21 protein-coding genes and 1 pseudogene are annotated in these 23105 nt (G+C 54.8%); 7 read left to right on the forward strand and 15 right to left on the reverse strand.

All coding sequences use genetic code 11. The annotated features are described in order from the left end of the window. From ACTF5M_RS02550 to ACTF5M_RS02560, 3 genes and pseudogenes are all read right to left on the reverse strand, one after another. Window positions 1–872, reverse strand: a pseudogene (locus ACTF5M_RS02550) (right-handed parallel beta-helix repeat-containing protein); the annotation flags it as partial. Between the two features lie 184 nt (window positions 873–1056). After that, window positions 1057–1467: a DUF4864 domain-containing protein gene (locus tag ACTF5M_RS02555; protein WP_438959534.1), complete on the reverse strand. Its 411-nt coding sequence runs from the start codon at window positions 1465–1467 to the stop codon at window positions 1057–1059. Between the two features lie 48 nt (window positions 1468–1515). Beyond that, a complete protein-coding gene (locus ACTF5M_RS02560) occupies window positions 1516–3162 on the reverse strand; it encodes a lysine--tRNA ligase (protein ID WP_438959613.1) in 1647 nt (548 codons plus the stop codon). A gap of 166 nt (window positions 3163–3328) precedes the next feature. Here ACTF5M_RS02560 and ACTF5M_RS02565 point away from each other — a divergent pair, with 166 nt between their 5' ends. Then, window positions 3329–3760: a tellurite resistance TerB family protein gene (locus ACTF5M_RS02565; protein ID WP_438959535.1), complete on the forward strand. Its 432-nt coding sequence runs from the start codon at window positions 3329–3331 to the stop codon at window positions 3758–3760. Here ACTF5M_RS02565 and dacB read toward each other — a convergent pair. Next, window positions 3757–5217 carry a D-alanyl-D-alanine carboxypeptidase/D-alanyl-D-alanine endopeptidase gene (gene dacB, locus ACTF5M_RS02570; protein WP_438959536.1) on the reverse strand — a complete coding sequence of 487 codons (1461 nt, stop codon included), beginning with the start codon at window positions 5215–5217 and terminating at the stop codon, window positions 3757–3759. The genes ACTF5M_RS02565 and dacB overlap by 4 nt on opposite strands. A gap of 65 nt (window positions 5218–5282) precedes the next feature. On the opposite strand from dacB, the gene ACTF5M_RS02575 reads away from it, so the two are divergent. Further along, window positions 5283–6110, forward strand: coding sequence for a DMT family transporter (locus ACTF5M_RS02575; RefSeq protein ID WP_438959537.1), 828 nt, complete (start codon window positions 5283–5285; stop codon window positions 6108–6110). Here ACTF5M_RS02575 and ACTF5M_RS02580 read toward each other — a convergent pair. After that, window positions 6107–6712: a nicotinate-nucleotide adenylyltransferase gene (locus tag ACTF5M_RS02580; RefSeq protein ID WP_438959538.1), complete on the reverse strand. Its 606-nt coding sequence runs from the start codon at window positions 6710–6712 to the stop codon at window positions 6107–6109. The genes ACTF5M_RS02575 and ACTF5M_RS02580 overlap by 4 nt on opposite strands. 102 nt (window positions 6713–6814) lie before the next feature. Here ACTF5M_RS02580 and ettA point away from each other — a divergent pair, with 102 nt between their 5' ends. Further along, complete coding sequence (gene ettA / locus ACTF5M_RS02585) at window positions 6815–8470, forward strand: energy-dependent translational throttle protein EttA (RefSeq protein WP_438959539.1); 1656 nt, start codon at window positions 6815–6817, stop codon at window positions 8468–8470. A gap of 277 nt (window positions 8471–8747) precedes the next feature. Further along, window positions 8748–8954, forward strand: a complete 207-nt coding sequence (locus ACTF5M_RS02590; RefSeq protein ID WP_048598959.1) for a cold-shock protein — start codon at window positions 8748–8750, stop codon at window positions 8952–8954. A gap of 81 nt (window positions 8955–9035) precedes the next feature. Here the strand turns inward: ACTF5M_RS02590 and ACTF5M_RS02595 are convergent, their stop codons facing one another. From ACTF5M_RS02595 to ACTF5M_RS02605, 3 genes are all read right to left on the reverse strand, one after another. Next, window positions 9036–9284 (reverse strand): hypothetical protein, encoded by a 249-nt coding sequence (locus ACTF5M_RS02595; protein ID WP_048598958.1) that lies wholly within the window; start codon window positions 9282–9284, stop codon window positions 9036–9038. 124 nt (window positions 9285–9408) lie between these two features. Then, window positions 9409–9612 carry a dodecin family protein gene (locus tag ACTF5M_RS02600; RefSeq protein WP_438959540.1) on the reverse strand — a complete coding sequence of 68 codons (204 nt, stop codon included), beginning with the start codon at window positions 9610–9612 and terminating at the stop codon, window positions 9409–9411. A 57-nt stretch (window positions 9613–9669) separates the two neighbouring features. Then, complete coding sequence (locus tag ACTF5M_RS02605) at window positions 9670–10335, reverse strand: arylesterase (protein ID WP_438959541.1); 666 nt, start codon at window positions 10333–10335, stop codon at window positions 9670–9672. A 13-nt stretch (window positions 10336–10348) separates the two neighbouring features. Here ACTF5M_RS02605 and ACTF5M_RS02610 point away from each other — a divergent pair, with 13 nt between their 5' ends. Next, window positions 10349–11020, forward strand: a complete 672-nt coding sequence (locus ACTF5M_RS02610; protein WP_438959542.1) for an ABC transporter ATP-binding protein — start codon at window positions 10349–10351, stop codon at window positions 11018–11020. Then, entirely contained in the window at window positions 11017–13539 is a 2523-nt protein-coding gene (locus ACTF5M_RS02615; protein WP_438959543.1) for an ABC transporter permease, read from the forward strand. Before ACTF5M_RS02610 ends, ACTF5M_RS02615 begins: the two co-directional genes overlap by 4 nt. A 44-nt stretch (window positions 13540–13583) precedes the next feature. On the opposite strand, the gene gltX is transcribed toward ACTF5M_RS02615, so the two are convergent. The 3 genes from gltX to ACTF5M_RS02630 are packed head-to-tail and all read right to left on the reverse strand — an operon-like array spanning window position 13584 to window position 16975. Next, window positions 13584–14906: a glutamate--tRNA ligase gene (gene gltX, locus ACTF5M_RS02620; RefSeq protein ID WP_438959544.1), complete on the reverse strand. Its 1323-nt coding sequence runs from the start codon at window positions 14904–14906 to the stop codon at window positions 13584–13586. Window positions 14907–14955: 49 nt separating this feature from the next. Next, window positions 14956–15288 carry a hypothetical protein gene (locus tag ACTF5M_RS02625; protein WP_438959545.1) on the reverse strand — a complete coding sequence of 111 codons (333 nt, stop codon included), beginning with the start codon at window positions 15286–15288 and terminating at the stop codon, window positions 14956–14958. After that, complete coding sequence (locus tag ACTF5M_RS02630) at window positions 15278–16975, reverse strand: NAD+ synthase (RefSeq protein WP_438959546.1); 1698 nt, start codon at window positions 16973–16975, stop codon at window positions 15278–15280. The genes ACTF5M_RS02625 and ACTF5M_RS02630 overlap by 11 nt, the downstream gene beginning before the upstream one ends. Window positions 16976–17140: 165 nt before the next feature. On the opposite strand from ACTF5M_RS02630, the gene ACTF5M_RS02635 reads away from it, so the two are divergent. After that, window positions 17141–18601: an MORN repeat-containing protein gene (locus ACTF5M_RS02635; protein WP_438959547.1), complete on the forward strand. Its 1461-nt coding sequence runs from the start codon at window positions 17141–17143 to the stop codon at window positions 18599–18601. A gap of 20 nt (window positions 18602–18621) precedes the next feature. On the opposite strand, the gene ACTF5M_RS02640 is transcribed toward ACTF5M_RS02635, so the two are convergent. The 4 genes from ACTF5M_RS02640 to ACTF5M_RS02655 all read right to left on the reverse strand — a co-directional run bounded on the left by ACTF5M_RS02640 (window position 18622) and on the right by ACTF5M_RS02655 (window position 23043). Continuing rightward, on the reverse strand, window positions 18622–20634 hold the full coding sequence (locus ACTF5M_RS02640) for a M3 family metallopeptidase (RefSeq protein WP_438959548.1): 2013 nt from the start codon (window positions 20632–20634) through the stop codon (window positions 18622–18624). 62 nt (window positions 20635–20696) lie between these two features. Next, a complete protein-coding gene (locus ACTF5M_RS02645; protein WP_438959549.1) occupies window positions 20697–21734 on the reverse strand; it encodes a HesA/MoeB/ThiF family protein in 1038 nt (345 codons plus the stop codon). Beyond that, window positions 21734–22195, reverse strand: coding sequence for a dUTP diphosphatase (gene dut, locus ACTF5M_RS02650; protein ID WP_438959550.1), 462 nt, complete (start codon window positions 22193–22195; stop codon window positions 21734–21736). The genes ACTF5M_RS02645 and dut overlap by 1 nt, the downstream gene beginning before the upstream one ends. A gap of 77 nt (window positions 22196–22272) precedes the next feature. Then, entirely contained in the window at window positions 22273–23043 is a 771-nt protein-coding gene (locus tag ACTF5M_RS02655) for an SseB family protein (RefSeq protein ID WP_438959551.1), read from the reverse strand. Window positions 23044–23105 lie beyond the last annotated feature (62 nt).

The raw sequence follows: 23105 nt of genomic DNA on the forward strand, positions 1-23105 counted from the left end.
ACCTCATGATCCGCGCCATTAAACAGGGCCTGAAACCCTTTTTTGAAACCCACGACTTCATTGCCAAACGCATCGGCATAAGTCGGCAGATCGAACGAGCGCCTAAGAACAAAACGGTGCACAGGCAATTGGGTAATCTGGCCTTCAAAACGGATTTTGCTGTTAATCGTCACATCGCGGCCCATCCGGAAAACGCCGTCCGTGACCAAAACAGTACGGCCCTGCGCTGCTGCATCAGCCGCCTCAATCGCATCAGCATTATCGGCCACTCCGTCCCCGATCGCACCGAAATCCCGCACGTCTAACACATCAAATGTTTGGCTAAATAAAAGCGGCGTCACATCTTCGACCCTAAGGTCATCAATACGGATTACGCCACCGACCGGCCCCGTCAAATCTAGGCCAATATGCGCATATTCAGCGTCCATCCCCCACGCCATATCCACGCCAGGACGACTGCCCTGCCCCACGATAGCAGACACCTCAATCACGTTTCCGTAGGTTTGCAACGTCACCGCTGCCCCAGCCAGTTGCAGCCCGGTCAAAGCATCATCCGAGGCATCAAAGACAGAGCCCGCAATCTGCACAGACGGCCGACTGCCGCTTACCGCTTTGATGCGCGCGCTCACTTTGTAGTAGCAACTCGTGGAACGTGCAGTTTGGCCCGTGAACCGCAATCGTTGGGTGCCGCCTTGGTTTTTTGTCAGCTGAAGGCAACTCCCAAAATCAGGATCCGATGGCACGACCACAGCACTGCTGTAGCTTGCGTAGGTTTCAGTTCCAAAAGTCCCATCTTCACGGGACCACTGGCCCAAGCCTTGCGAAAACGGTGCTGGAGACAAGCTAAAACGGTCAGTAATTGCCATATTCATGAACGATATCCTTTCGTGGAACCTTGGCGTTAGACACAAAAAAACCGCACAAACGGAGCATCCGTTTCTGCGGTCTCACAATGTCAGCGCGGGCGTGTTGGTCTGCTCTATCTGCCCAACCTAGCGTCCGTTCATTAAGCGCATCTTAGGCGAGCGAACGCACTGCTAATGACGCGCGCAACACCTAAACGCCCACGTCGGGGGCTTCCAACACCTGCACCGCAGCAATCTTCCAACCCGCTTCCGTTTGCAGCATCATGTAATCAAGGACATGCCGACCACCGGCCGCATCTGTCACGCGCACTTGTTGCCAAACATGGCCATTCAGCACCCGCAATTCACCAAACCTGATCTGATCGTTGTTCCAAACCATAGGGTAGCCACGCTCAACCATCCGCCCGAATGCATTGGGGTCTTGCCCAAACATTCGCCGTATATTTGGGGCCGCAAACGCCCACGCGCCGTCCACATTACGGTCGCGAAAGGCATCCATCTGATTTGAGATGGTATTTTGAATATCACGTGTTGGCGTATCTTGCGCTGCGGCAAATCCCGCCCACAAACAAAAGACCAGACCGACTAAAATACGAACCATGTGAACCTCCTCTGACTGCACCAAAAGCTAAGTCAGAGGAGCGCTAGGTCAATTAATCAACGCGCCTTCCAAGGCTTCGTCAATCAAATTCGCAGTTTCATCAACGCCATAGAGCGCGATAAATCCACCGAAGCGCGGTCCCTGAGTAGCCCCAAGAAGCACTTCATAAATCGCGCCAAACCAATCACGAAGCGGGTCAAACCCGTGGTTCTTACCAACCGCAAAGACAATTGATTGCAGATCCTCGGCGCTGGTGTAATCCAACTCAGCTACCGGATCATCTTTGCCCATTGCTGCGTTTTTCGTCTCAATCATCTGACGCGCCAACGCGGGATCACGCAATGCCGCTGCCATATCCGCCAAAGCCGCACGCTCTTGATCTGTTGGTGCGCGGTACGTTTTCTCAGGCTTCACAAAGTCGTTGTAGTACGCAACCGCATAGACTGCTGCCGCATCCAAATCAGGATGGGTTTCTGCGGACGCCTCGGGCGCGTAGCGCTGAATAAAGCCCCACAATTGCTCTTTACCCTCGGCATTGGCCACAGCCGCAAGGTTCAGCAACATTGAGAACGGCACAACCATGTCAGACTTTGGCGCAGTCTCACCGTGGATGTGGAAAATCGGGTTCGCCAGCTTTTGCGTGGCATCTTGGTCTTCATAGCCGCGCAATTGTTGATGATACTCATCCACCATTTTGGGGATCACATCGAAATAGAGGCGCTTGGCTGTCTTTGGCTTCTGATACATAAAATACGACAGACTTTCGGGCGCCGCATAAGTCAGCCACTCCTCCATCGAAAGGCCATTGCCTTTTGATTTCGAAATTTTCTGACCGAGTTCGTCATTAAATAACTCATACGACAGGCTTTCAGGCGCCGGCGCACCAAGTGCGCGACAAATTTTACCCGATTGGACAACACTGTCGATCAGGTCTTTGCCAGACATTTCATAATCCACCCCAAGGGCAGCCCAACGCATCGCCCAATCAGGTTTCCATTGCATTTTGACGTTACCGCCGGTGACGGGCACTTCGATACGCTCGCCGTCAGGCTCTTCATAAACGATCGTGCCTTTCGCCACATTACGTTCAAGCGTTGGCACCTGAAGCACATGGCCTGTTTTCGGACTTACGGGCAGAAAGCACGAATATGTGGCGCGGCGTTCTTCGCCCAATGTCGGCAGCATGATCTCTTGGATTTTGTCAAAGCGCTCTAGGGCGGTCATAAGTGCTTCATCAAACTTCCCACCAGTGTAGTAGTCGGTTGATGATGCAAACTCATACTCAAATCCGAAACCATCCAGAAATTCACACAGACGCGCATTATTGTGCTGTGCAAAACCTTCATGGCACCCAAACGGGTCGCGCACTTTGGTCAGCGGCAGGTTGAGATCCTGCAACAGCTCTTCTTGCATCGGAACGTTTGTCGGCACTTTGCGGAACCCGTCCATATCGTCAGAAAAACAAATAAGCTTCGTTGGAATATCGCACAACACTTCGAATGCGCGACGCACCATGGTGGTACGCGCAACCTCACCAAAAGTCCCAAGATGCGGCAGCCCCGACGGGCCGTATCCCGTTTGGAACAATACATAACCCTTCTCCGGGTCCTTACCCTTAAGCCGTTTGAGCACCCGGCGCGCTTCTTCAAAAGGCCATGCTTTGGACTGTTGGGCTTCGTCGCGCGAAAGGCTCATCTGGCTATCTCCGGTTTTGATCATCGGTGTACGTAATTGGACGCGGCGAGGGCGCGCAGATCAGCCGCGCGGTGGCACAACCCCGCGCACCATTCGCACTCCCTATTGCGAGGGGGGCCAGCCGTCAATAAACCAAGGGCAGAGCAGTCCAAAAGGAACACCCCTCGTGAACGCACAAGCCCCGCTAACGGCACAAGACAGCCTTGCCGCACTGATGATCGCCGTTTCCGCAAGCGATGAAGATATTCGCACGGCTAAACTTGTGAAAATCACCAATATTGTGAACAACTTACCCGTCTTTTCGGGATATGATCCCGAACGCCTTCAAACAATCGGGCGCACCGTTTTTGACTTGTTCGATCAAGAAGACGGGCTGGACGCGCTTTTTGGCTTGATCCGCGACGCATTGCCTCAAACCCTGTATGAAACAGCTTACGCATTGTCATGCGACGTCGCAGCCGCTGACGGATCAATTGCATCGCCCGAACTTCGCATGCTTGAAGAAATTCGGTACGAGCTTGAACTTGACCGCTTACACGCTGCAGCAATTGAGCGTGGCGCACGCGCACGCCACATGACCTTGCCGACCGCGTTTTAGGCCCGCCCCCAACGGTGCAAAAGGCGCTGCTGCATTGATTTTGCGCGCCTGTTCCAGCCGGATGCACCGCGGGGCCTTTCCCTGTCTGACTTTTTGATTTTGCCGCGCGCACTTAGATCGGCAGAGACAATCGCAAAAGCCCGCTTTGTACCTTGCGGGGTGGTGACATAGCCGGCCAATGTGCTGACAAAGTTCAACGTGCCAGTTTTGGCTGTCACTTCGATGCCTCGCCCATCAATGACTTTGCCGTTCGCGTCACGCAGCTTGATCGGCTTCATCAGTGCCCCAATCGGCCCGTTTGCGGCCGCGACTAAAATTTGCAGCAAATCAGACGCACTGATACGACTTCGATCACCAAGGCCTGAATGATCAACCAGTTGCGCAGCAACGCCAAAACGCTCCTTTGCCCATCCATTCATAGACGCAGCCGAACTTCGAAGTGTCTTTGCACCAGAGGCCTGCAGACCAATAACTTCAGCCGTCAAGTTGGTCGAAAACTTCAGCATATTGCGGCACATCTCGAAAAGCGGCACACTTGCATGCTGGACCAGAACACGCCCCTTTGCAGGGCGATCCGTCACTTGACCGGCGGGAAGCGAAATTCCCTTGGCGCGGGCAAGTTGACCGAAAACATCAGCTGCATAAAGCGCAGGTTGGCGAACCGGCAGCCACCGTGCCCCGCCCCCGCCAAGTGCAGAACGGCTGACCGTCCACGCATCACGCCCCTTTTCAAGAGCGTATCCGTAAACAGGAAAGTCACGCGAAACGATGCGCAGCGTTGCCATCTCTACCGCAGGAGCATGACGTTTTGCACGGGCATCCATGGTTGTACGATATCCATCCGCGCCGCGTCGCCATTCGAAATGCACACGATTGAAGTTTAGGTTCATACCACCGATTGTGGGGTTATACCCCAAATAGTCAGGCTGATCGCGGTCAATAAAAGGGATTGCAGGCAGCGCGCTGTTTTGAACATAAAAGCTGCCATCAATCCTGCGCACACCGTTGCTGTGAAGATCGGCAATCATACGGCCAAGATCATCGGTGTTCAACGTCGGATCACCGCCGCCCACCAGCCACAGATCACCTCGCAACGTGCCATCCTCAATCGCACCGTCGCTCACAAGCCGCGTGTTAAATCGGAACCCAGCTCCAAGTCGGTCAAGCCCATAGAGCGCTGTCAGCATCTTTGCCACTGACGCAGGCGGTAGCGCTTCATCCGCTTGGAATTGCTCAATGCTTTTCCCGCTCGTCGCGTCGGCAACCGCAAACCGCGTGACACCACTAAGGCCTGCTTGGGTCACGATATCTGTGGCAGTGGGGTCAACTTTGCGGGCAAAATCATCAGGCCTTGCAACTGGGCGCGCTGACATTGTGGGCGCAGTAGCACCCGCCGCTGTCGCTGTTGTTGCAAGAAGACCGGCCAGCAAGAACCGTCGGGAATACACACGCGTCATGCCTAGACTAAAGCCCAGCAGTTGGCGCGTGACAACTCACAATCTGCGGCGTAACCACCTGCCTTATGTTACGCGCCACTCTTTTGATGTTCCTCGCTATGTCGCTAATCCCTGCAGGGGACACGGCCGGCAAGCTGCTGTCGAATAATTATGAAGTGCACCCGCTTTGGATCGCATGGAGCCGCTTTGCCCTTGGCGCGTTGATTGCAGCGCCATTTATGCCGCGCGGGACATGGGGTGTTCTGCGCAACCCTAAGGTAGTTTTCCGAGCGCTTTTGTTGGCAGGCGGCATTTCGTGCATCCTGACGGCCCTGCGCACTGAGGACATCGCCAATGTGTTTGCAGCGTTCTTCATCGGTCCGCTGTTGTCGTTCACCCTATCGGCGTGGCTGCTCAAAGAAAAAGTCACATGGGTGCAAACGGCTCTATTGCTCGTTGGGTTTTGTGGCGTCCTGTTGGTGGTCAAACCGGGCTTTGACTATTCACCGGGCCTCGGGTTCGCCGTCCTTGCGGGATGTTTTTACGGAAGTTTCCTGACCGCATCGAAATGGCTCATCGGGATCGCGCCTGCACGCACGCTACTGCTGAGCCAACTCCTGATCCCCGCGATTATCATGCTCCCTTTTGCCGCAGTTTTCTGGCCACCACTGAGCCTGCCTGTTGTGGGGCTGGCCACTGCGTCTGCTGTTGGGTCCATGTCTGGAAACTTTTTGCTGCTTTTTGCCTGCGCAATGGCCGACAGCACGCGGCTGGCCCCATTAGTATACTTCCAACTGATCGCAGCAACCATTCTGGGATGGACCGTGTTCGGCGCTTTGCCCGATACACTGACGCTTTGCGGTTTAGTGCTGATCATCGGCGCAGGTGTGGGTGCAGCAACTTTGCGTCGCTAGTTGCGCTGCCACTCACCGCGTTTCCTGATTTCGCTACTCGAAACAGACAGCATCGGTATATTCACAAACGACCACGCAGGCGCGTCAGAGCGGCCCAAAAGCTGACTTTGCCTACCTTTCAACCGTGCAAAATCATAGATCTTGGCCGCCGGTGACGTACGCGCCGATATACGATCACCCGGGCGCGCCAACACCCCAACAGGTGTGGTCGCCAAAATACCTTGCCAGTCTTGCCAATGATGGAACTGGGCCAAATTATCCGCACCCATCAACCAAACAAACCGTACGCCAGGATACCGCAAGCGCAGCACATCAAGGGTTTGCGCGGTATACCTGGTGCCAAGATGGGCCTCGATATCTGTCACCTCAACACGCGGATCGCACATAACTTGGCGGGCCGCCTGCACACGCCGTTCAAGCGGTGCGGGCCCGTGCTCTTTCAGCGGATTACCAACTGAGACCAGCCACCACACGCGGTCCAGCCCAAAGCGTTTCAACCCCTCTTTAGTGATGTGCACGTGCCCTGCGTGTGCGGGATCAAACGATCCACCCAACAAACCAACAACTTGGCCCTGCCGCGCATATGGAGACTTCCGTGTCATGCGCACCTTGTCGGACACCCTTACAGTCCAGTCAATGCATTGCCCCCGCGACCGTGCCGCGTTATCTGGGGCCAACTTACCTTTTACTCGGAGATGTAACAGATGGCTGCCAATCAATTCGTCTACTTCATGGACGGCGTGTCCAAACAATACCCCGGCGGCAAAAAGGTGTTTGAGAACATCCGCCTGAACTTCCTGCCCGGTGTGAAAATCGGTGTGGTCGGTGTGAACGGCACAGGTAAATCAACCTTGATGCGCATTATGGCCGGTCAGGATAAAGAATTTACCGGTGAAGCATGGGCAGCAGAAGGCGCACGCGTCGGCTACCTCCCCCAAGAGCCTGATTTGGACCCAAGCCTTGACGTGCGCGGCAACGTAATGCTGGGCGTGAAAGCCAAGAAAGACATTCTGGATCGCTACAACGAATTGGCGATGAACTACTCCGATGAGACCGCCGAAGAAATGGCGCAGCTTCAAGACGAGATCGACAGCCAGAACCTATGGGACCTCGATGCGCAAATCGACGTGTCGATGGAGGCACTACGCTGCCCTGCGGATGATGCAGACGTCACAACCCTATCGGGCGGTGAAAAGCGCCGCGTGGCCCTATGTCAGCTTTTGCTGGATGCGCCTGACATGTTGCTGCTTGACGAACCGACCAACCACCTTGACGCCGAAACCATCGCATGGCTGCAACAGCACTTGATCGATTACAAAGGCACCATCCTGATCGTCACCCACGACCGTTATTTCCTTGATGCCATCACCGGATGGATTCTGGAACTGGACCGGGGCTCGGGCATCCCACATGAGGGTAACTATTCTTCATGGCTGGAAGCCAAAGCCAAGCGCATGGAGCGTGAAGCGAAAGACGATAAATCCAAGCAAAAGACCCTCGAGCGTGAACTTGAGTGGATGCGCCAAGGCGCCAAAGCGCGCCAAGCCAAATCAAAAGCGCGGATTGCGGCCTACAACGAGATGGCCAATCAATCAGAGCGCGAAAAAGTCGGCCGCGCACAGATCATCATTCCAAACGGTCCCCGCCTTGGTGACAAAGTCATCGAGATCGACAACCTCACAAAAGCCTATGGCGATAAACTTCTAATCGAAGATTTGTCCTTCACACTGCCTCCGGGTGGTATTGTGGGCGTCATCGGCCCGAACGGCGCGGGTAAATCTACGTTGTTCAAAATGCTCACGGGCGATGAACAACCAGATGCGGGATCCGTCAGCTACGGCGACACAGTTGACCTTAGCTATGTGGATCAGTCGCGCGACGCACTGCCCGACGATAAAACCGTCTGGGAAGTAATCAGTGACGGCAATGACATCATCATGCTGGGTGACGCTGAAGTGAACAGCCGCGCGTATTGTTCGTCCTTCAACTTCAAAGGTGGCGACCAACAGAAGAAAGTTGGCGTTCTATCAGGTGGTGAGCGCAACCGCGTTCACATGGCCAAGCTGCTGCGCGCCGGTGGCAACGTCCTACTGCTCGATGAACCAACAAACGACCTTGATGTTGAAACACTTCGCGCCCTTGAAGATGCGTTGGTCGACTTTGCAGGGTGTGCTGTGGTGATTTCACACGATCGCTTCTTCCTTGATCGGATTTGCACCCACATTTTGGCATTCGAAGGCGAAGCGCATATCGAGTGGTTTGAAGGTGGCTTCACTGAGTACGAAGAAGATAAAAAACGCCGCCTTGGACCCGATGCCTTGGAACCAAAGCGCGTCAAATACAAGAAATTCGCACGCTAAAATCCTGTTTAGCGCGGCTATACATTAAGGATACGCTTGGCCAAATAGCGGCCTGGCGTATCCCAAACACCAAATATCGTAGCCAGATCAGCCGCGAATTGCTGATCAAAATGCTTTCCCCGATTTCCCTTGCTTTATGAGGGTCGCCACCCCATATGGGGACTAGCTACGTTATGCACTCGATCCCTGTCTTCCCTTACCGGCTACAGTCTTTCGATCCCTGACTAAGCCGACGTGCTGCAATTTCGCGGGCACGAATTTAAAAGGAGACACGGATATGGCTACTGGCACCGTGAAATGGTTTAACACTACTAAAGGCTACGGCTTTGTTGCACCCGATGGCGGCAGCAAGGACGTTTTCGTTCACATTTCTGCTGTTGAGCGTTCAGGCCTCACTGGTCTTGCTGACAACCAAAAAGTAACATTCGACATCGAAAGCGGCCGTGATGGCCGTGAGAGCGCGATCAACATCGCCCTCGCGTAAGTTATTGTACTTATAATGGAAAAGGCGCCCATCCATTTGGATGTGGCGCCTTTTTTATGACTAAATGTAACCGTCCCGTTATTAGTTTAGGACTTGGCTCCAAAACATGTAGCACGGCGTAATAAACGCGAAAGCGATACAGAATTTAGCAGAAAGACCGCCCGCCCAATCCAACAGGGGTGTGCCCCCATCAGATGTCTGATTTGCGCGCATATCTGCGACCGTCGCACTCGGGCGGTATACTCTGTTATGCGCCTGAAGGCTTTCCATAGCCTGTGCATAGACGCGGGCTTGGCGGGTTTGTTCATCGATGTTGTGCATAGAATTCATGTTGCGGCTCCTCCGGTGTTGCTTCGTAACATGGAACGATTTTTCCACCCGCCAAGACCCAGACGGCAAAAAAGGCTACCAACCGCATGGCAACTGGCCTTCAAGTCGTTCAACTGTCAGAAAATCAGTCTTCCAGAACAAAAGTAACTCTCAAAACAAAACGGTATTCATCAATTTTACCATCTGAAACAGTTACTTTTTGATCCTGCACCCAAGCGCCCGTCACGTTCTTGAGCGTTTTGGCTGCGCGCTCAACGCCGGCTTCTATTGCATCATCAAATGACTTTTTCGAACTTGCGATGACTTCGGTTACTCTTGCAACACTCATACTCGTTACTCCTTACTCACAGTACTTCAAAAGCCTATGTGCCAAAGGCTTGCCCGTCTAGTCGCCATTGATCAGCGCCGCCACCGACGGCCCGACAGACTTTACGATTTGCGCGACACCCTCTGCGTTCGGATGGATTGCGTCAGCCTGCATGAACGGCAGCACATCTCCCTCAAACGCCGTAAAAAAACCCGGGTGATAATCCGCCACAAAACGCGCCGCGATATCTGCGAAAATTGGATCAAACGCCGCCTTATAGTCAGGCCCATAATTTAATGGCGCTTCAATCCCCACCACCAACACAACCACACCGGAATTCGCAGCCTGTTGGACAATGGTTGTCATATTCTGCCGCACAACACTTGGATCGATGCCGCGCAGCATGTCGTTGCCGCCAAGGGCAATCACAATGGCGTCAACCTGCTCGGTCAACGTCCAAGCGATGCGCGCCGCACCACCCTGGGTCGTATCACCGGAGACACCCGCGTTCACAAGCGTCACCTCCGTCCCGTTTGCCTGCAACCAGCTCTCTAATTGTGCCACAAGGCCTTGCTCGGCAGGCAACCCATACCCTTGAACAAGGCTGTCGCCAAAGATCACCACGGTACTTTCAGCACGCGCACCACCGTGCCCCATGCCAAGGCCCAGACCCAAGATCGCAACAATTGTCATCATCAGGTTGCGCCGCAGCAATACCGCCCCATATCCAGTTGTGATCCCCATGAAAGGCCCCTCAATGTCTAACCCGATCCTGTCCCTCAAAGATGTGCACCTTTCGCTAAATGGCAATGCGGGGATGGTGGATATCTTGCACGGCATCAGTCTTGACGTGACAAAAGGCGAGACATTGGCGCTGATTGGCCCATCAGGTTCGGGAAAATCATCACTACTAATGGTGATAGGCGGACTCGAGCAAGCAACTGCCGGAACGATCAGCGCAGTTAACCAAGACCTCACCAATTTGGACGAAGACGCACTTGCCGCGTTTCGACGGCACCACATGGGGGTAGTGTTTCAATCTTTTCACCTTATCCCGACTATGACGGCACTTGAAAACGTGGCCGTTCCGCTTGAATTAGCAGGTGAAACCGATGCTTTTGACCGCGCCCAAGCGGAACTGGAAGCAGTGGGTCTTGGGGCGCGGGCGGATCATTATCCCAACCAGATGTCAGGGGGCGAACAACAGCGCGTGGCCCTTGCGCGTGCCCTTTCGCCGCGTCCGGAAATTTTGCTGGCGGACGAACCGACGGGCAATCTTGATGGCACCAACGGTGAGGCCGTCATGGACCTTCTATTTGATTTTCGCGACCGTCACGGTGCGACCCTCATCATGGTCACCCATTCGCCTGAATTGGCCAACCGCTGTGACCGCGTGATCAGATTGCGTGACGGACGGTTAGACCAATGAAAACTGCATGGATTTTTGCAACACGTGAACTGCGCAGTGGCTTGCGCGGCTTTGGTATTTTTCTGGCCTGTCTTGCGCTAGGCATCGCCGCAATTGCCGCCGTGGGCAGTACCCGTACAGCCATCCTCAAAGGCTTAGAACGGGACGGAGCAGCACTTCTTGGGGGCGACGCAGAACTGCAATTCACCTACCGCTTCGCGACAGAAGACGAGCGCGCATGGATGCAAAACCAAGCCATTCAAGTGTCTGAAATTACTGATTTTAGATCTATGATTGTGGTACCATCGGGCAGCGATGCGCCACCAGAACGGGCGTTAACCCAAGTCAAATCAGTCGATGCTGCCTACCCCCTTGTGGGCGAGGTTAAGTTATCCCCTGCGATGCCGCTTACTAAGGCAATTGCCGCAAATGGTGCCGTAATGGAGCGTGTCTTGGCCGACCGCCTTGGGCTTGCGATCGGTGACAGCTTCAGCATTGGCACCGGCACATTTCGCCTTTCAGCTATTTTGCGACGTGAGCCCGACAGTGCCGGTGGTGGTTTCGGCTTGGGCCCGCGTACAATTGTGCGCACCGAAAGTCTGGCAAACGTAGGCCTTTTGCAAACCGGCACTTTGTTCGACACGAAATACCGCATGCTGTTACCCGAAGGCACCAAACTTGCCGCCCTTGAGCGTGACGCCGAGCAACGCTTTGCTAATTCAGGGCTACGCTGGACCGATGCTCGCAATGGCGCGCCAGGTATTCAGCAATTTGTTGATCGGCTTGGCGCCTTTTTGGTGCTTGTCGGGCTATCTGGTTTGGCGGTCGGGGGCGTTGGTGTCAGCGCAGCGGTGCGCAGCTATCTTGAGCGGAAAACATCCGTAATTGCGACGCTCAAAACGTTGGGCGCATCACGGTCAACCATCTTTGCCACTTACGCCATTCAAATCGGCCTACTGACGATCTTGGGCATCGCCATCGGGCTTGTGCTTGGCGCCGCACTACCACTTGCCCTTGCGCCCATTATTGAAGCCCGCCTGCCGGTTCCCGCCGAGTTTGCAATTCACCCCAAACCACTCATTGAAGCTGCTATTTATGGCGCGTTTGCCGCTGCAATCTTCACGCTTTGGCCTCTGGCGCGCACGGAAAATATTCGCGCAGCCACGCTGTTTCGCGACGCATTAGGGCATGACAACGCACTGCCACGCAAAAGATACCTGTTTATGACTGCGGGGCTGGTCGCCGCGTTGGTGCTTAGCGCCATCGCATTTTCGGGCACTGCGTTCCTAACACTTTGGACTGCAGGGGGCATCATCGCTGTACTGGGTGTGCTTGCGTTAGCCGCGCGCGGACTGCGAGCGTTGGCGGCAGCCGCAACCAAAATGCACGCGTTGCGGGGGCGGCCTGCGTTGCGACTTGCGCTTGGTGCCATCGGCGGGCCGCGTGAACAGGCAAGCTCAGCTATTTTGTCACTGGGTCTTGGCCTTTCGGTTCTTGCCGCCGTTGGGCAAATTGACGGCAACCTGCGCGGCGCAATCGCGCGAGATTTGCCAGACGTCGCCCCAAGTTATTTCTTTGTCGATATTCAGTCTGACCAACTCGAAGGCTTTAACGCGCGGCTGGCGGATGACCCTGCGGTGTCACGCGTGGATACTGCGCCAATGTTGCGCGGCGTCATCAGCAAGATAAATGACCGCCCCGCAAAAGAGGTCGCAGGTGACCATTGGGTTTTGCTAGGTGACCGCGGCGTCACATACGCGCAAACAGCCGCAGACGGCGTGACGATCACGCAAGGCAGTTGGTGGCCCACAGATTATACCGGCGCACCGCAAATTAGCTTTGCCACCGAAGAGGCCGAAGAGATGGGTCTTGTCCTTGGGGACACAATGACGATCAACATTCTGGGGCGTGATATCACCGGCACGATCACATCGTTTCGGGAGGTGGACTTTTCAACAGCAGGGATTGGCTTCATCCTGACCATGAACCCTGCTGCACTGAAGGGTGCACCGCACAGCCACATCGCAACGGTTTACGCGACACCCGAGGCAGAGGCCGAAATTTTGCGTGACCTCGCGGGAACATTCCCAAACATCACCGCGATCAGGGTCGCCGACGCAATTGCACGTGTGGGAGAGCTTTTGGCAAGCCTTGCTGCGGCCACATCCCTCGGGGCATCAGCCACATTGATCACAGGCTTTTTGGTGCTAATCGGAGCCGCTGCAGCAGGTGTTGATGCGCGCACGTTTGAGGCGGCAGTACTCAAAACCCTCGGCGCATCAAAAGGTGTTATCCTGCAAAGTTTTGCGTTGCGCGCAGGGCTTTTAGGTGCCGCTGCGGGCACAATCGCGCTGATTGCGGGGCTGACTTTTGCATGGGCCGTCAGCACATTTGTGATGGAAACCAGCTTTGCAATTGTTTGGGGCAATGCGTTGGCCACTATCATTGGCGGTGTTGCAGCCACGATGCTGGCATTCCTCGGTTATGCTTGGGGGCCGTTGAAGGCACGCCCCGCAGGCATTCTACGCAGAGGGAGTTAGGGCAAAGGTGCGGGGCGGCTTTACGCCCCGCACCTTTGCCTGCTTTAGGCTTTCGCGCGGATCACTTGCAACAGGGGCAAAAGCGCAGACATATCAGGGCCGTGCTGGATGCCGGTTAACGCTTTGCGCAATGGCATAAACAACCCGCGACCCTTCCGGCCAGTTTCCGCTTTTACAGCTGATGTCCACTGACCCCATGTCTCGGCGTCAAATGGAGCATCCGGCAACAGAGCCATCGCTTGGGCAACAAACTCGGCATCTTCGTCGTCAATAACAGGGTCTGCACCCTCGGAACAAAGCGTCCACCACTGGGCCAAATCTGCCTTTACGGTGATGTTGTCTTTCGCAACCGCCCAGAACTGCGCCTGAAGCTCTGCTGGCACACCCAACCCGTTCAGATCATGCGTCACGGCGTCAACAGGCAGGCCTTGCAGCACATTCGCAGTCAGCGGGAAAAGATCATTCTCATCAAATTTAGTCGGTGCAGAGCCAAACTTGGTGATGTCAAAGCCTTCAACCAATTCATCAATTGAACCACGCAGCTCAACCGGATCAGACGAGCCGATGCGCGCCAAAAGCGACAACAACGCCATTGGTTCAACACCGCGTTCGCGAAGATCACGCAACGCAAGTGTACCAAGACGCTTTGAAAGCGCCTCGCCCTGCGGTCCGGTCAAAAGAGAGTGGTGCGCAAAAGTTGGAACAGTGCCACCGATTGCTTCGATCATCTGGATTTGCGTCGCAGTGTTGGTGACGTGATCAGAGCCGCGCACAACATCGGTCACGCCCATGTCGGTGTCGTCTACAACCGACGCCAAAGTGTAAAGCACCTGACCGTCACCGCGGATCAGAACCGGATCACTTACGGATGCCGCATCAATGCTGATGTCACCCAAGATACCGTCAGTCCACTCAATACGCGACTGGTCGAGCAAAAAGCGCCAGTGGCCAGAACGCTCGGCGCGCAACGCGTCTTTCTCAGCGTCACTCAGTGAAAGACCCACACGGTCATAAACCGGTGGTTTACCCATGTTAAGTTGCTTTTTACGCTTCAAATCAAGTTCGGTAGGCGTTTCGAAGCACTCGTAAAACCGGCCAATGCCGCGCAGCTTGTCTGCCTCAGCCGCATAGCGGTCAAGGCGGTCTGACTGACGCTCCATCCGGTCCCATGTGATGCCAAGCCATTCCAGGTCTTGCTGAATCGCATCCACATACTCTTGCTTTGAGCGCTCTGGATCGGTGTCATCAATCCGCAGAATAAAAGAGCCGTTGCTCTTGCGCGCAATCAGATAATTAAAAAGCGCAGTACGCAGGTTACCAATATGCAAAAAGCCAGTGGGCGAAGGGGCAAAACGAGTCGTGGTCATCGGAAATTCTCCTGTTCGCGCGGGATGTCTCACACCCTTGGGCGCTTGTCTAGTTTCGCCATGCCACAGCACCAAGCAATGCTATCAATAGCGCCCCGGTTGCCCAAGGTGCGCCGCGACACCCTTCAGAATAAAGCTGCCCTGCAACGGTGATATTTGAAAAGAGCGTTTCAACTTCACCCAGCAAGGCAAAAGACACCACCACCAACGCGGCATACCGCACCAAAGGTGTCGGCCGTAAAAGCGACAGCGCAGCAAGAACCAATGCGGCGACGCCCACGGGATGCGTTGCGAAATACCCCACTTCGGCCAGCGCACCAACGGCCCCGTTTGTCGGGGACCAATCAGGCCTTAAGCGGGGGCATAGCGCATCAGCTACCATCGCGCCAACGGTTCACAATCGGATAGCGGCGATCAAGCCAAAACGCTTTTTGGCTCAGCCTTGGTCCCGGCGCAGACTGAAAGCGTTTGTACTCACTGATATAGACCAAATGCTCGACGCGCTTGACCACATCGCGCTCAAAGCCCGCAGCAACACACTCAGCAACCGACCGTTCTTCATCAATGAGCATTTCAAGGATCGCATCAAGAATTTCATACTCGGGCAAGCTGTCGCTGTCTTTTTGATCCGGACGCAACTCTGCCGTTGGCGGCTTGTCGATCACTCGTGGCGGAATAACGGTGCCTTCAGGGGCCATCATCCAAGGGCGATGGTTGGCATTGCGCCAACGGCACGTCTCAAACACGCGGGTTTTATACATATCTTTGATGGGATTATAACCACCTGACATATCACCATAGATGGTCGCATAGCCGACGGCGACTTCGGATTTGTTGCCCGTTGTTAGAAGCATCTCGCCAAATTTGTTCGACTGGGCCATCAACAAAAGCCCCCGCAAGCGTGACTGAATATTCTCTTCGGTCAGTCCCTCATCAAGCCCTGCAAAAAGCGGAGCAAGGGCTTCGGTTACCGCGGCGCGCGGGCCTGCAATGCTGACCTCATCGAGCTTACATCCAAGCAGATTTGCAACTTCACCGGCGTCATCAAGGCTTTCTCGGCTGGTATACTCTGACGGCAACATCACGCAACGTACGTTCTCAGGGTCAAGCGCATCTGCAGCGACAGTTGCCACAATCGCGCTGTCAATGCCTCCTGACAAACCAAGCAGCACTTTGGAAAATCCGGTTTTGCCCATGTAGTCTCGCAGACCCTCAACCATGGCGCGGTAATCTTGTTCTTCTGTGCAAGGTTGCGCGGTTATCTCACCTTCAACGGCACGCCACCCATCTGCGGTGCGCGTGAAATCAATGTGACTAAGCGCTTGATCAAAAAGGGGCATCTGAAGGGCAAGCGCGCCGCCTTTGTTCAATACAAACGAGCCGCCATCAAAGATCTGATCGTCCTGTCCACCAACCATATTGAGGTACACCAGCGGTAAACCTGTCTCAACGACACGTGCCACCATCTGGCTCATCCGGACATCAAATTTTCCGCGGAAATAGGGCGACCCGTTTGGAACAAGCAGCATCTCTGCGCCGCTTTCTTCCATCGCCTCAGTAACATCTTCGTGCCACGCATCTTCGCAGATCGGAAAACCGATACGAACACCGCGCACAGACATCGGTCCCTGAAGCGGCGCAGACATGTAGTGACGGACTTCGTCAAAAACATTGAAGTTTGGCAGCTCATGCTTGTGACCCACGGATGTGATCTCGCCGCCATCCAGCACATAGTACGCGTTAAACAACTGACCGTCTTTGCTTTGCGGCCCGCCAATTGCCATCGCAGGTCCGTGCTTAACGCGTGCCGCCAACGTCTCGATCTGGGCCATCGCATCGTGCACAAACTGAGGCTTTAGAACCAAGTCTTGCACTTGATAGCCGGTGATGAACATCTCGGGCAACATGATCAGGTCTGCACCTGCCTCACGCGCTTCTTGCCACGCATCGAAGGCAAGCTGCGCATTGCCCGCCAAATCCCCAACCGTTGGGTTTAGCTGCGCCATTGTCAGCCGAAAATTATCCTCGGCGCGTGTGCGCGACCCTTTTTGACCGACCAGATCAGACATTGCCGTCCCTTTTTCGAAAACCACGCTTTGCTTTAGCAGATGTAGCCCCAAGCGAAAGGTCTACCAATTTGCGATGCGCAAAAGTCGTTGTTCATTGCTCGTTGCTGATTTAGGCTTTCGCCAGGGGGCATCAATGGCCCTGCCTAGACTTTCGGGGGAACTACCGTGCAGCGCAATACCGCATCCGTCCTTGTGGCCCTTTTGGCCGCCACCTCTTTGGCCGCAGCACCCGTGGCCGCACAAAGTACACAGACAAAGCAGTATGAGAATGGCGGTGTCTACGAGGGAACCTTCAAAGACGGCAAGCAGCACGGCATGGGCCGCTACACTTTGCCTAACGGCTATGAGTACGAAGGCGAGTGGGTCAACGGCACGATCAGTGGCCAAGGTACAGCACGCTTTCCCAATGGCTCACTTTATGTGGGTGAGTTTCAGAACGGCCAACCCAACGGTTTTGGCAAAATCACCTTCACCGATGGCGGCACCTATGAGGGGGACTGGGCAGCGGGCATGATGACCGGCACTGGCCTCATTCTATACGATGGCGGTGTCGTGTATGAAGGCGGTGTCACAAACGGGCGGCACGACGGCATCGGCAAGATGCAAGACCCTTCTGGCTACATCTATGAAGGCGAGTGGGTTGATGGGATTAAATCCGGCTCTGCCAAAATCACCTACCCCGATGGCTCCGTGTTCGACGGCGAGATGGCAGATGGTAAGCGCGCTGGCCCCGGGACGCTCAAGACCGCAGACGGGCTTGTGTTTGACGGCACATGGGTCAACGATCAGATGGAAGGCGACGGTAAGCTGACCCAAATCAATGGCGACGTTTACGAAGGCACTTTCGTGGCCGGCCAGCGTCAGGGGCAAGGCACCGTAACTTACGCAAACGGCGATATCTACGTGGGCGCGTTCAACAATGATGCACGCCACGGCCAAGGCACATTCACAAGTACGGATGGCTACAAATACGTGGGCAACTGGACCCGCGGCGAGATTGATGGCGAAGGTGTGGTGACCTATCCCGATGGCTCTTTTTACACAGGCTCATTCGTGGGTGGTCTGGCCGAAGGAACCGGCGAAATCATCTACGCAGATGGCAACACCTATTCGGGTGAGTGGGACGCGGGCGTGATTTCTGGCAAGGGGCGCGCCACCTACACCAACGGGTTGATTTACGAAGGCGGCTTCAAAAACGCGCGCAACCATGGCCAAGGCATGATGACCTACCCCGATGGCTACCGCTATGAAGGCGCATGGGAAAACGGGCAACGCAACGGGCAAGGTACTGCAACCTACGCAGACGGCACTGTCTATGTGGGCACGTTCAGCGCAGGGCAGCGGTCCGGCACAGGTAAAATCACCATTCCTGATGGTTTCACTTATGAAGGTGAATGGACCCGCGGCGAGATCAGCGGTCAGGGCAAGGCCACTTACGCGAACGGCGACATCTATGAGGGTCTGTTCGTTCAAGGCAAGCGCCAAGGTGCGGGCACAATGACATACGCCACAGGCGAAACAGCAAGCGGTGAGTGGGACAACGGCGCACTGCGTGAAGAGACAGCCTCAATCGAAGCCGCTGATGACACAGCTACTGCAGAAGACGAGACGCAAGCGGACCAATAGGTCGGCTCGCGCATCAGCCTTTAGGCGGCCAGTCCGCGCCCCTTAAGAAGGGCTTGCACACCAGGTAATCTGCCGCGGAAGGCAATATACAGGTCTTTCGGATCAACACTGCCGCCTTTTGACAAGATGTGCTCCTCAAGAGCCTTGGCCGTTTTGGTATCAAATGCGCTTCCCGCGTCTTCGAAAGCTTCAAACGCATCAGCATCCATAACCTCGGACCACATGTAGCTATAGTAGCTGGCCGCGTAGTAGCCACCTGAAAACACATGGGCGAAATGCGGCGTAGCGTGGCGCATGCGGATGGCGGCGGGCATCCCGATCCGGTCAAGAGTTTCCGCTTGGGCCTGCATCGCATCAGCAGGTGGTGGACCGTCGTGGAAATCCAGATCAACCAACGCAGAAGCGACGTATTCAACTGTTTGGAACCCCATATTGTATGTCGATGCCCCAAGAAGCCGTTCCCGCAAATCCGCAGGCATCGCCGCACCTGTAATGGCGTGGGTAGCGAATGTCTCAAAGACTTCAGGCACCTCCATCCAGTGCTCATAGAGTTGGCTGGGTAGCTCCACAAAATCACGCGGCACTGATGTGCCACTTACCATTTCATACGTCACATCTGACAGCATTTGGTGAAGCGCGTGTCCAAACTCATGAAACAACGTGCGCGCGTCATCATAAGACAAAAGCGCAGGTCCACCGGAGGGTTTGGCAAAGTTACACACGTTTAACACAACGGGGCGGACTTCTTTATCCATCCGGTTTTGCGCCCGCATCGCTGAGCACCACGCACCAGACCGCTTTGACCAGCGCGCAAAATAATCGCCCACGAACACTGCGATATGCGCACCGTTGCGCGTCACATTCCATGCACGACAATCTTCGTGATACAAGTCCAGCTCGACAGGCTCAAAAGACAGATCAAAAAGCCGGGATGCGCAAGAAAACGCAGCCTCGATCATACGGTCAAGTTGCAGGTAGGGCTTCAATTCGGCCTCATCCAAATCATGCTCTGCCTTGCGACGAGCCTCTGCATAATAATGCCAGTCCCACGCCTGAATGGGTCCTGCGTGACCATCTGCGACAAGCATCTGTTCAAGAACAATGGCATCTGCGTCCGCCGCCGCTTTTGCAGGGGCCCACACATCCATCAATAGCGACCGCACCGCATCCGCATCGCCCGCCATCTCAACTTCCAGCTTGTACGCAGCGTAATCTTTATAGCCCAACAGTTGTGCCAGTTCATGGCGCAACGAAAGCATCTCATTTGCCAGTGCGCGGTTATCCGTTTCGCCCCCATTTGCACCGCGCGCCACATAAGCTTCATAAGCCGCTTTGCGCAAATCACGGTTCGAACAAAACTGCAAAAACGGTGTGATGATTGAGCGGGCAAGCGTAACAACGGGGCCGTCTACGCCTTTTTCCTGCGCCGCTGCGCGCATTGCATCGACGGCAAACTCCGGCAGGCCGTCCAGATCAGCTTGTGTAAGCTCCATAACCCAAGTCCGCTCATCAGACAGAAGGTTCTGTCCAAACGCGGTTCCAAGACTGGCAAGGCGTGATTTGATCTGTGCGTAGCGCGCACGATCGTCCCCTTCCAAGAGAGCCCCTGCCCGCACATAATTTTTGTAGCTAAGGTCCAAAACGCTGGCTTGTTCCGCGGTTAAGTCCAAGTTGTCACGCTGATCCCAAAGCGCTTGGTACCGCGCGAAAAGGTCCGCGTTCAAAGAAATTTCAGAACTATAATCTGCCAAGGCGGGTGAGAAATCGCGGCTCAACGCTTCTCGGGTATTGTTAGAAACAGCACCAGAAATAGTGTAGAAAATAGATAGGACTTTATCGAGATCTTCTCCCGCACGGGCCATTGCCTCAACCGTGTTTTCAAACGTAGCAGGTGCGGGGTCAGCTGCAATTGCCGCCACATCCGCACACGCCTCGGCCAATGCCGCCTCGAAAGCCGGCGCGAACATATCATCGCGCACCTTCGAGAAAGCCGGCATGTCAAAAGGTTCGGTCCATATGGTCAATGCGGTCATAATATCTCCGGTAAACTACGCTTTAGTTTCATGTAGGCACGCAAGCGTCGCGATGTAAGCCGCTACGTCGCGCTGCCGCACACGGTACAATTCTTATTGCGTGTAATTTTGATGTGGCGCGTTTGCGCATAAAGCGCATCGTAGATCAGCATTGATCCAGACAACCCCTCGCCCGCACCAGTTATCTCTTTCACTGCTTCAACAGCCATCATTGCCCCAATGACACCAGGCAAAGGCCCCGCCACGCCAGCTCCTGCACAGTTTGGCGCAAGTTTGCTGTCAGGTGCCTGAGGAAACACGCATGCGTAACAAGGACCACCCTGAACATACGTGCTGATCTGCCCCTCCCATTGGGTCAGTGCGGCAGAAATCAACGTCTTACCAAGCTTCTGGCAGGTCTCATTAACCAAATAACGGGTCTCAAAATTGTCACTGCCATCAAGCACCAGATCATAGTCCGCGATTAGATCTTCTGCCATATCAGCAGTCAGGCGGCGGTTATAAGGGCGCACCGAAACAAAAGGATTTTGCGCCTTTAAGCGCGCCTCGGCACTGAACACTTTGGGCATGCCGATCGCCGCGTCATTGTGTATGATTTGGCGCTGTAGGTTGGTGTTTTCGACAATATCATCATCAATAATTCCAAGCGTTCCAACGCCCGCAGCACCCAAATACATCAAAGCAGGCGCCCCAAGGCCGCCAGCCCCAATCACCAACACTTTCGCCTCTTTTAGAGACTTCTGACCAACGCCACCGATCTCTCGCAACACGATGTGACGTGCGGCGCGTTCCAACTCTACGTCCGCGAAAAGCTGACCGGTTTCAGGAACCTCAAAACTTACGGGATTTGTGCGCGCCCTAATCCACAGCAAACCACGGCGGTAAGCCAGAACAAGCCCCACGAAAGCCGCCAACAGTATCCAAAGCCGCGCATCCCCACCGGTGCCCTCACGTAGCGGGTGACCGTTTGGCAAAATGATGTGCACCGCCAAAACCGCAACAAACAACAAACCGATCATGATCCAGCGCGCTTGTTTCGGCGTTTGGGTGATCATTCCGAACACCCACAAAAAAGCAGCCATTGAAAAAACAACTAGCATCAGTTGCGCCCCGTCGAGCCAAAGCCACCGCTACCACGCGCCGTTTGCCCAAGTACGCTTACAGCTTGGAATTCACCCTGAACAACTGGTGCCACAACCATTTGTGCGATGCGATCAGCATGACTAATCACAAACGCCTCAGACGATGTGTTCAGCACGATGATCCCCACTTCACCACGGTAATCTGCATCAATGGTCCCAGGGCTGTTTAGCAACGTAATCCCGTGCTTAAGCGCCAAGCCGCTGCGCGGCCGGATCTGCACCTCAAAACCCGCAGGAATTGCCATGCACAGCCCTGTCGGAACAAGCGCGCGCGCCCCAGGCTCAAGCACCACCTCACCGCGGTCTGGCAAGTTAGCCCGCAAATCAGCACCGGCCGCCAACTTCGTTTCATACGCCGGCAACCCAAGCGACGTATCCGCCCCCTCTACCCACATCATCTCGATCATCGGTTGGCTCATCACGAACGGCCTCTCATCTTCTTTTGTTCAAAATATCCCAGAGCGCGAGACAGCGTCTCGCACCTGCATCAAACCACTTAGCGCAGTTTCGGCGGATTTGCAGGGTCCATCCCGGGTACTTTTGGCGCCTCAGGCATCAACAACTCTGGAAGATCAAATTGCAGCCCCGCGGCCAAAAGCGCAGACACACTTGGATCGCGGGAAGCAAGAAACGCCACATCCAAAACACCTGCCTCAAGCCCCGAGAATGTCAACGCTTCACCTACAGCGCGCGCCAGCGAATTTTCGGCACCCGCCGCAACATCAATAAATGCCAGCATATGCCCACGTGATCCGTCATCATAAGCAACCCCGACCAGCACAGCCTTTTGTGCAAGCCCAGTGGCAGTCGCCAGCTTTGCATCGAGTGCCGCGATCAAGTCTTCTGGAAGACCCTTGGGCGGTGTAATCTCTTTAGGCGTGGCGGTAACTTCTGTTGGCAGATTTCCAAGTGTCGCATGCAACCATTCAACCGCATCGCTTGGAATCAATATTTCGGACGACTGCCCCAGATTGACACCCATCCCAATGCCTTGCCCGCTCAACATCGCTGCCAGCACGCGTCCCGACACAGCAACATAAGGCACAGGCTTTTCCGCAAATGCAGTCAGACGTTCAATGCGGTCAAACACCAACACAAACTGCCCACCTTCAACATTAAATACCTCTGGCTCAACGTCTTCACCGTCTGCCTCTTGATGCAACAGCATAAACAACTCTGCATCCGCTAATCGCTCATAAAACCGCAAACGCGCCGCATCTGACGCATCCATACTTGAAAAAGCGATATCAACGGGCGTCTTGGACATGGGGGCCTCATGTTTGGAAGGGATAGCTCGGGTATCGGGGTAGTGACTTCACCACGATCAAA

The sequence above is a fragment of the Nereida sp. genome, from assembly GCF_965655635.1.
Lineage (GTDB): Bacteria > Pseudomonadota > Alphaproteobacteria > Rhodobacterales > Rhodobacteraceae > Nereida.

Bases quoted from the DNA above. Each gene is read 5' to 3' on its own strand.
- ACTF5M_RS02630 (WP_438959546.1), bottom strand. From the start codon at position 16,975: ATGTCTGATCTGGTCGGTCAAAAAGGGTCGCGCACACGCGCCGAGGAT.
- ACTF5M_RS02555 (WP_438959534.1), bottom strand. From the start codon at position 1,467: ATGGTTCGTATTTTAGTCGGTCTGGTCTTTTGTTTGTGGGCGGGATTT.
- ACTF5M_RS02655 (WP_438959551.1), bottom strand. From the start codon at position 23,043: ATGTCCAAGACGCCCGTTGATATCGCTTTTTCAAGTATGGATGCGTCA.
- ACTF5M_RS02610 (WP_438959542.1), top strand. From the start codon at position 10,349: ATGTCTAACCCGATCCTGTCCCTCAAAGATGTGCACCTTTCGCTAAAT.
- dut (WP_438959550.1), bottom strand. From the start codon at position 22,195: ATGAGCCAACCGATGATCGAGATGATGTGGGTAGAGGGGGCGGATACG.
- dacB (WP_438959536.1), bottom strand. From the start codon at position 5,217: ATGACGCGTGTGTATTCCCGACGGTTCTTGCTGGCCGGTCTTCTTGCA.
- ACTF5M_RS02590 (WP_048598959.1), top strand. From the start codon at position 8,748: ATGGCTACTGGCACCGTGAAATGGTTTAACACTACTAAAGGCTACGGC.
- ACTF5M_RS02595 (WP_048598958.1), bottom strand. From the start codon at position 9,284: ATGAATTCTATGCACAACATCGATGAACAAACCCGCCAAGCCCGCGTC.
- ettA (WP_438959539.1), top strand. From the start codon at position 6,815: ATGGCTGCCAATCAATTCGTCTACTTCATGGACGGCGTGTCCAAACAA.
- ACTF5M_RS02600 (WP_438959540.1), bottom strand. From the start codon at position 9,612: ATGAGTGTTGCAAGAGTAACCGAAGTCATCGCAAGTTCGAAAAAGTCA.
- ACTF5M_RS02625 (WP_438959545.1), bottom strand. From the start codon at position 15,288: ATGGTAGCTGATGCGCTATGCCCCCGCTTAAGGCCTGATTGGTCCCCG.
- ACTF5M_RS02605 (WP_438959541.1), bottom strand. From the start codon at position 10,335: ATGGGGATCACAACTGGATATGGGGCGGTATTGCTGCGGCGCAACCTG.
- ACTF5M_RS02580 (WP_438959538.1), bottom strand. From the start codon at position 6,712: ATGACACGGAAGTCTCCATATGCGCGGCAGGGCCAAGTTGTTGGTTTG.
- gltX (WP_438959544.1), bottom strand. From the start codon at position 14,906: ATGACCACGACTCGTTTTGCCCCTTCGCCCACTGGCTTTTTGCATATT.
- ACTF5M_RS02560 (WP_438959613.1), bottom strand. From the start codon at position 3,162: ATGAGCCTTTCGCGCGACGAAGCCCAACAGTCCAAAGCATGGCCTTTT.
- ACTF5M_RS02615 (WP_438959543.1), top strand. From the start codon at position 11,017: ATGAAAACTGCATGGATTTTTGCAACACGTGAACTGCGCAGTGGCTTG.
- ACTF5M_RS02640 (WP_438959548.1), bottom strand. From the start codon at position 20,634: ATGACCGCATTGACCATATGGACCGAACCTTTTGACATGCCGGCTTTC.
- ACTF5M_RS02645 (WP_438959549.1), bottom strand. From the start codon at position 21,734: ATGCTAGTTGTTTTTTCAATGGCTGCTTTTTTGTGGGTGTTCGGAATG.
- ACTF5M_RS02575 (WP_438959537.1), top strand. From the start codon at position 5,283: ATGTTACGCGCCACTCTTTTGATGTTCCTCGCTATGTCGCTAATCCCT.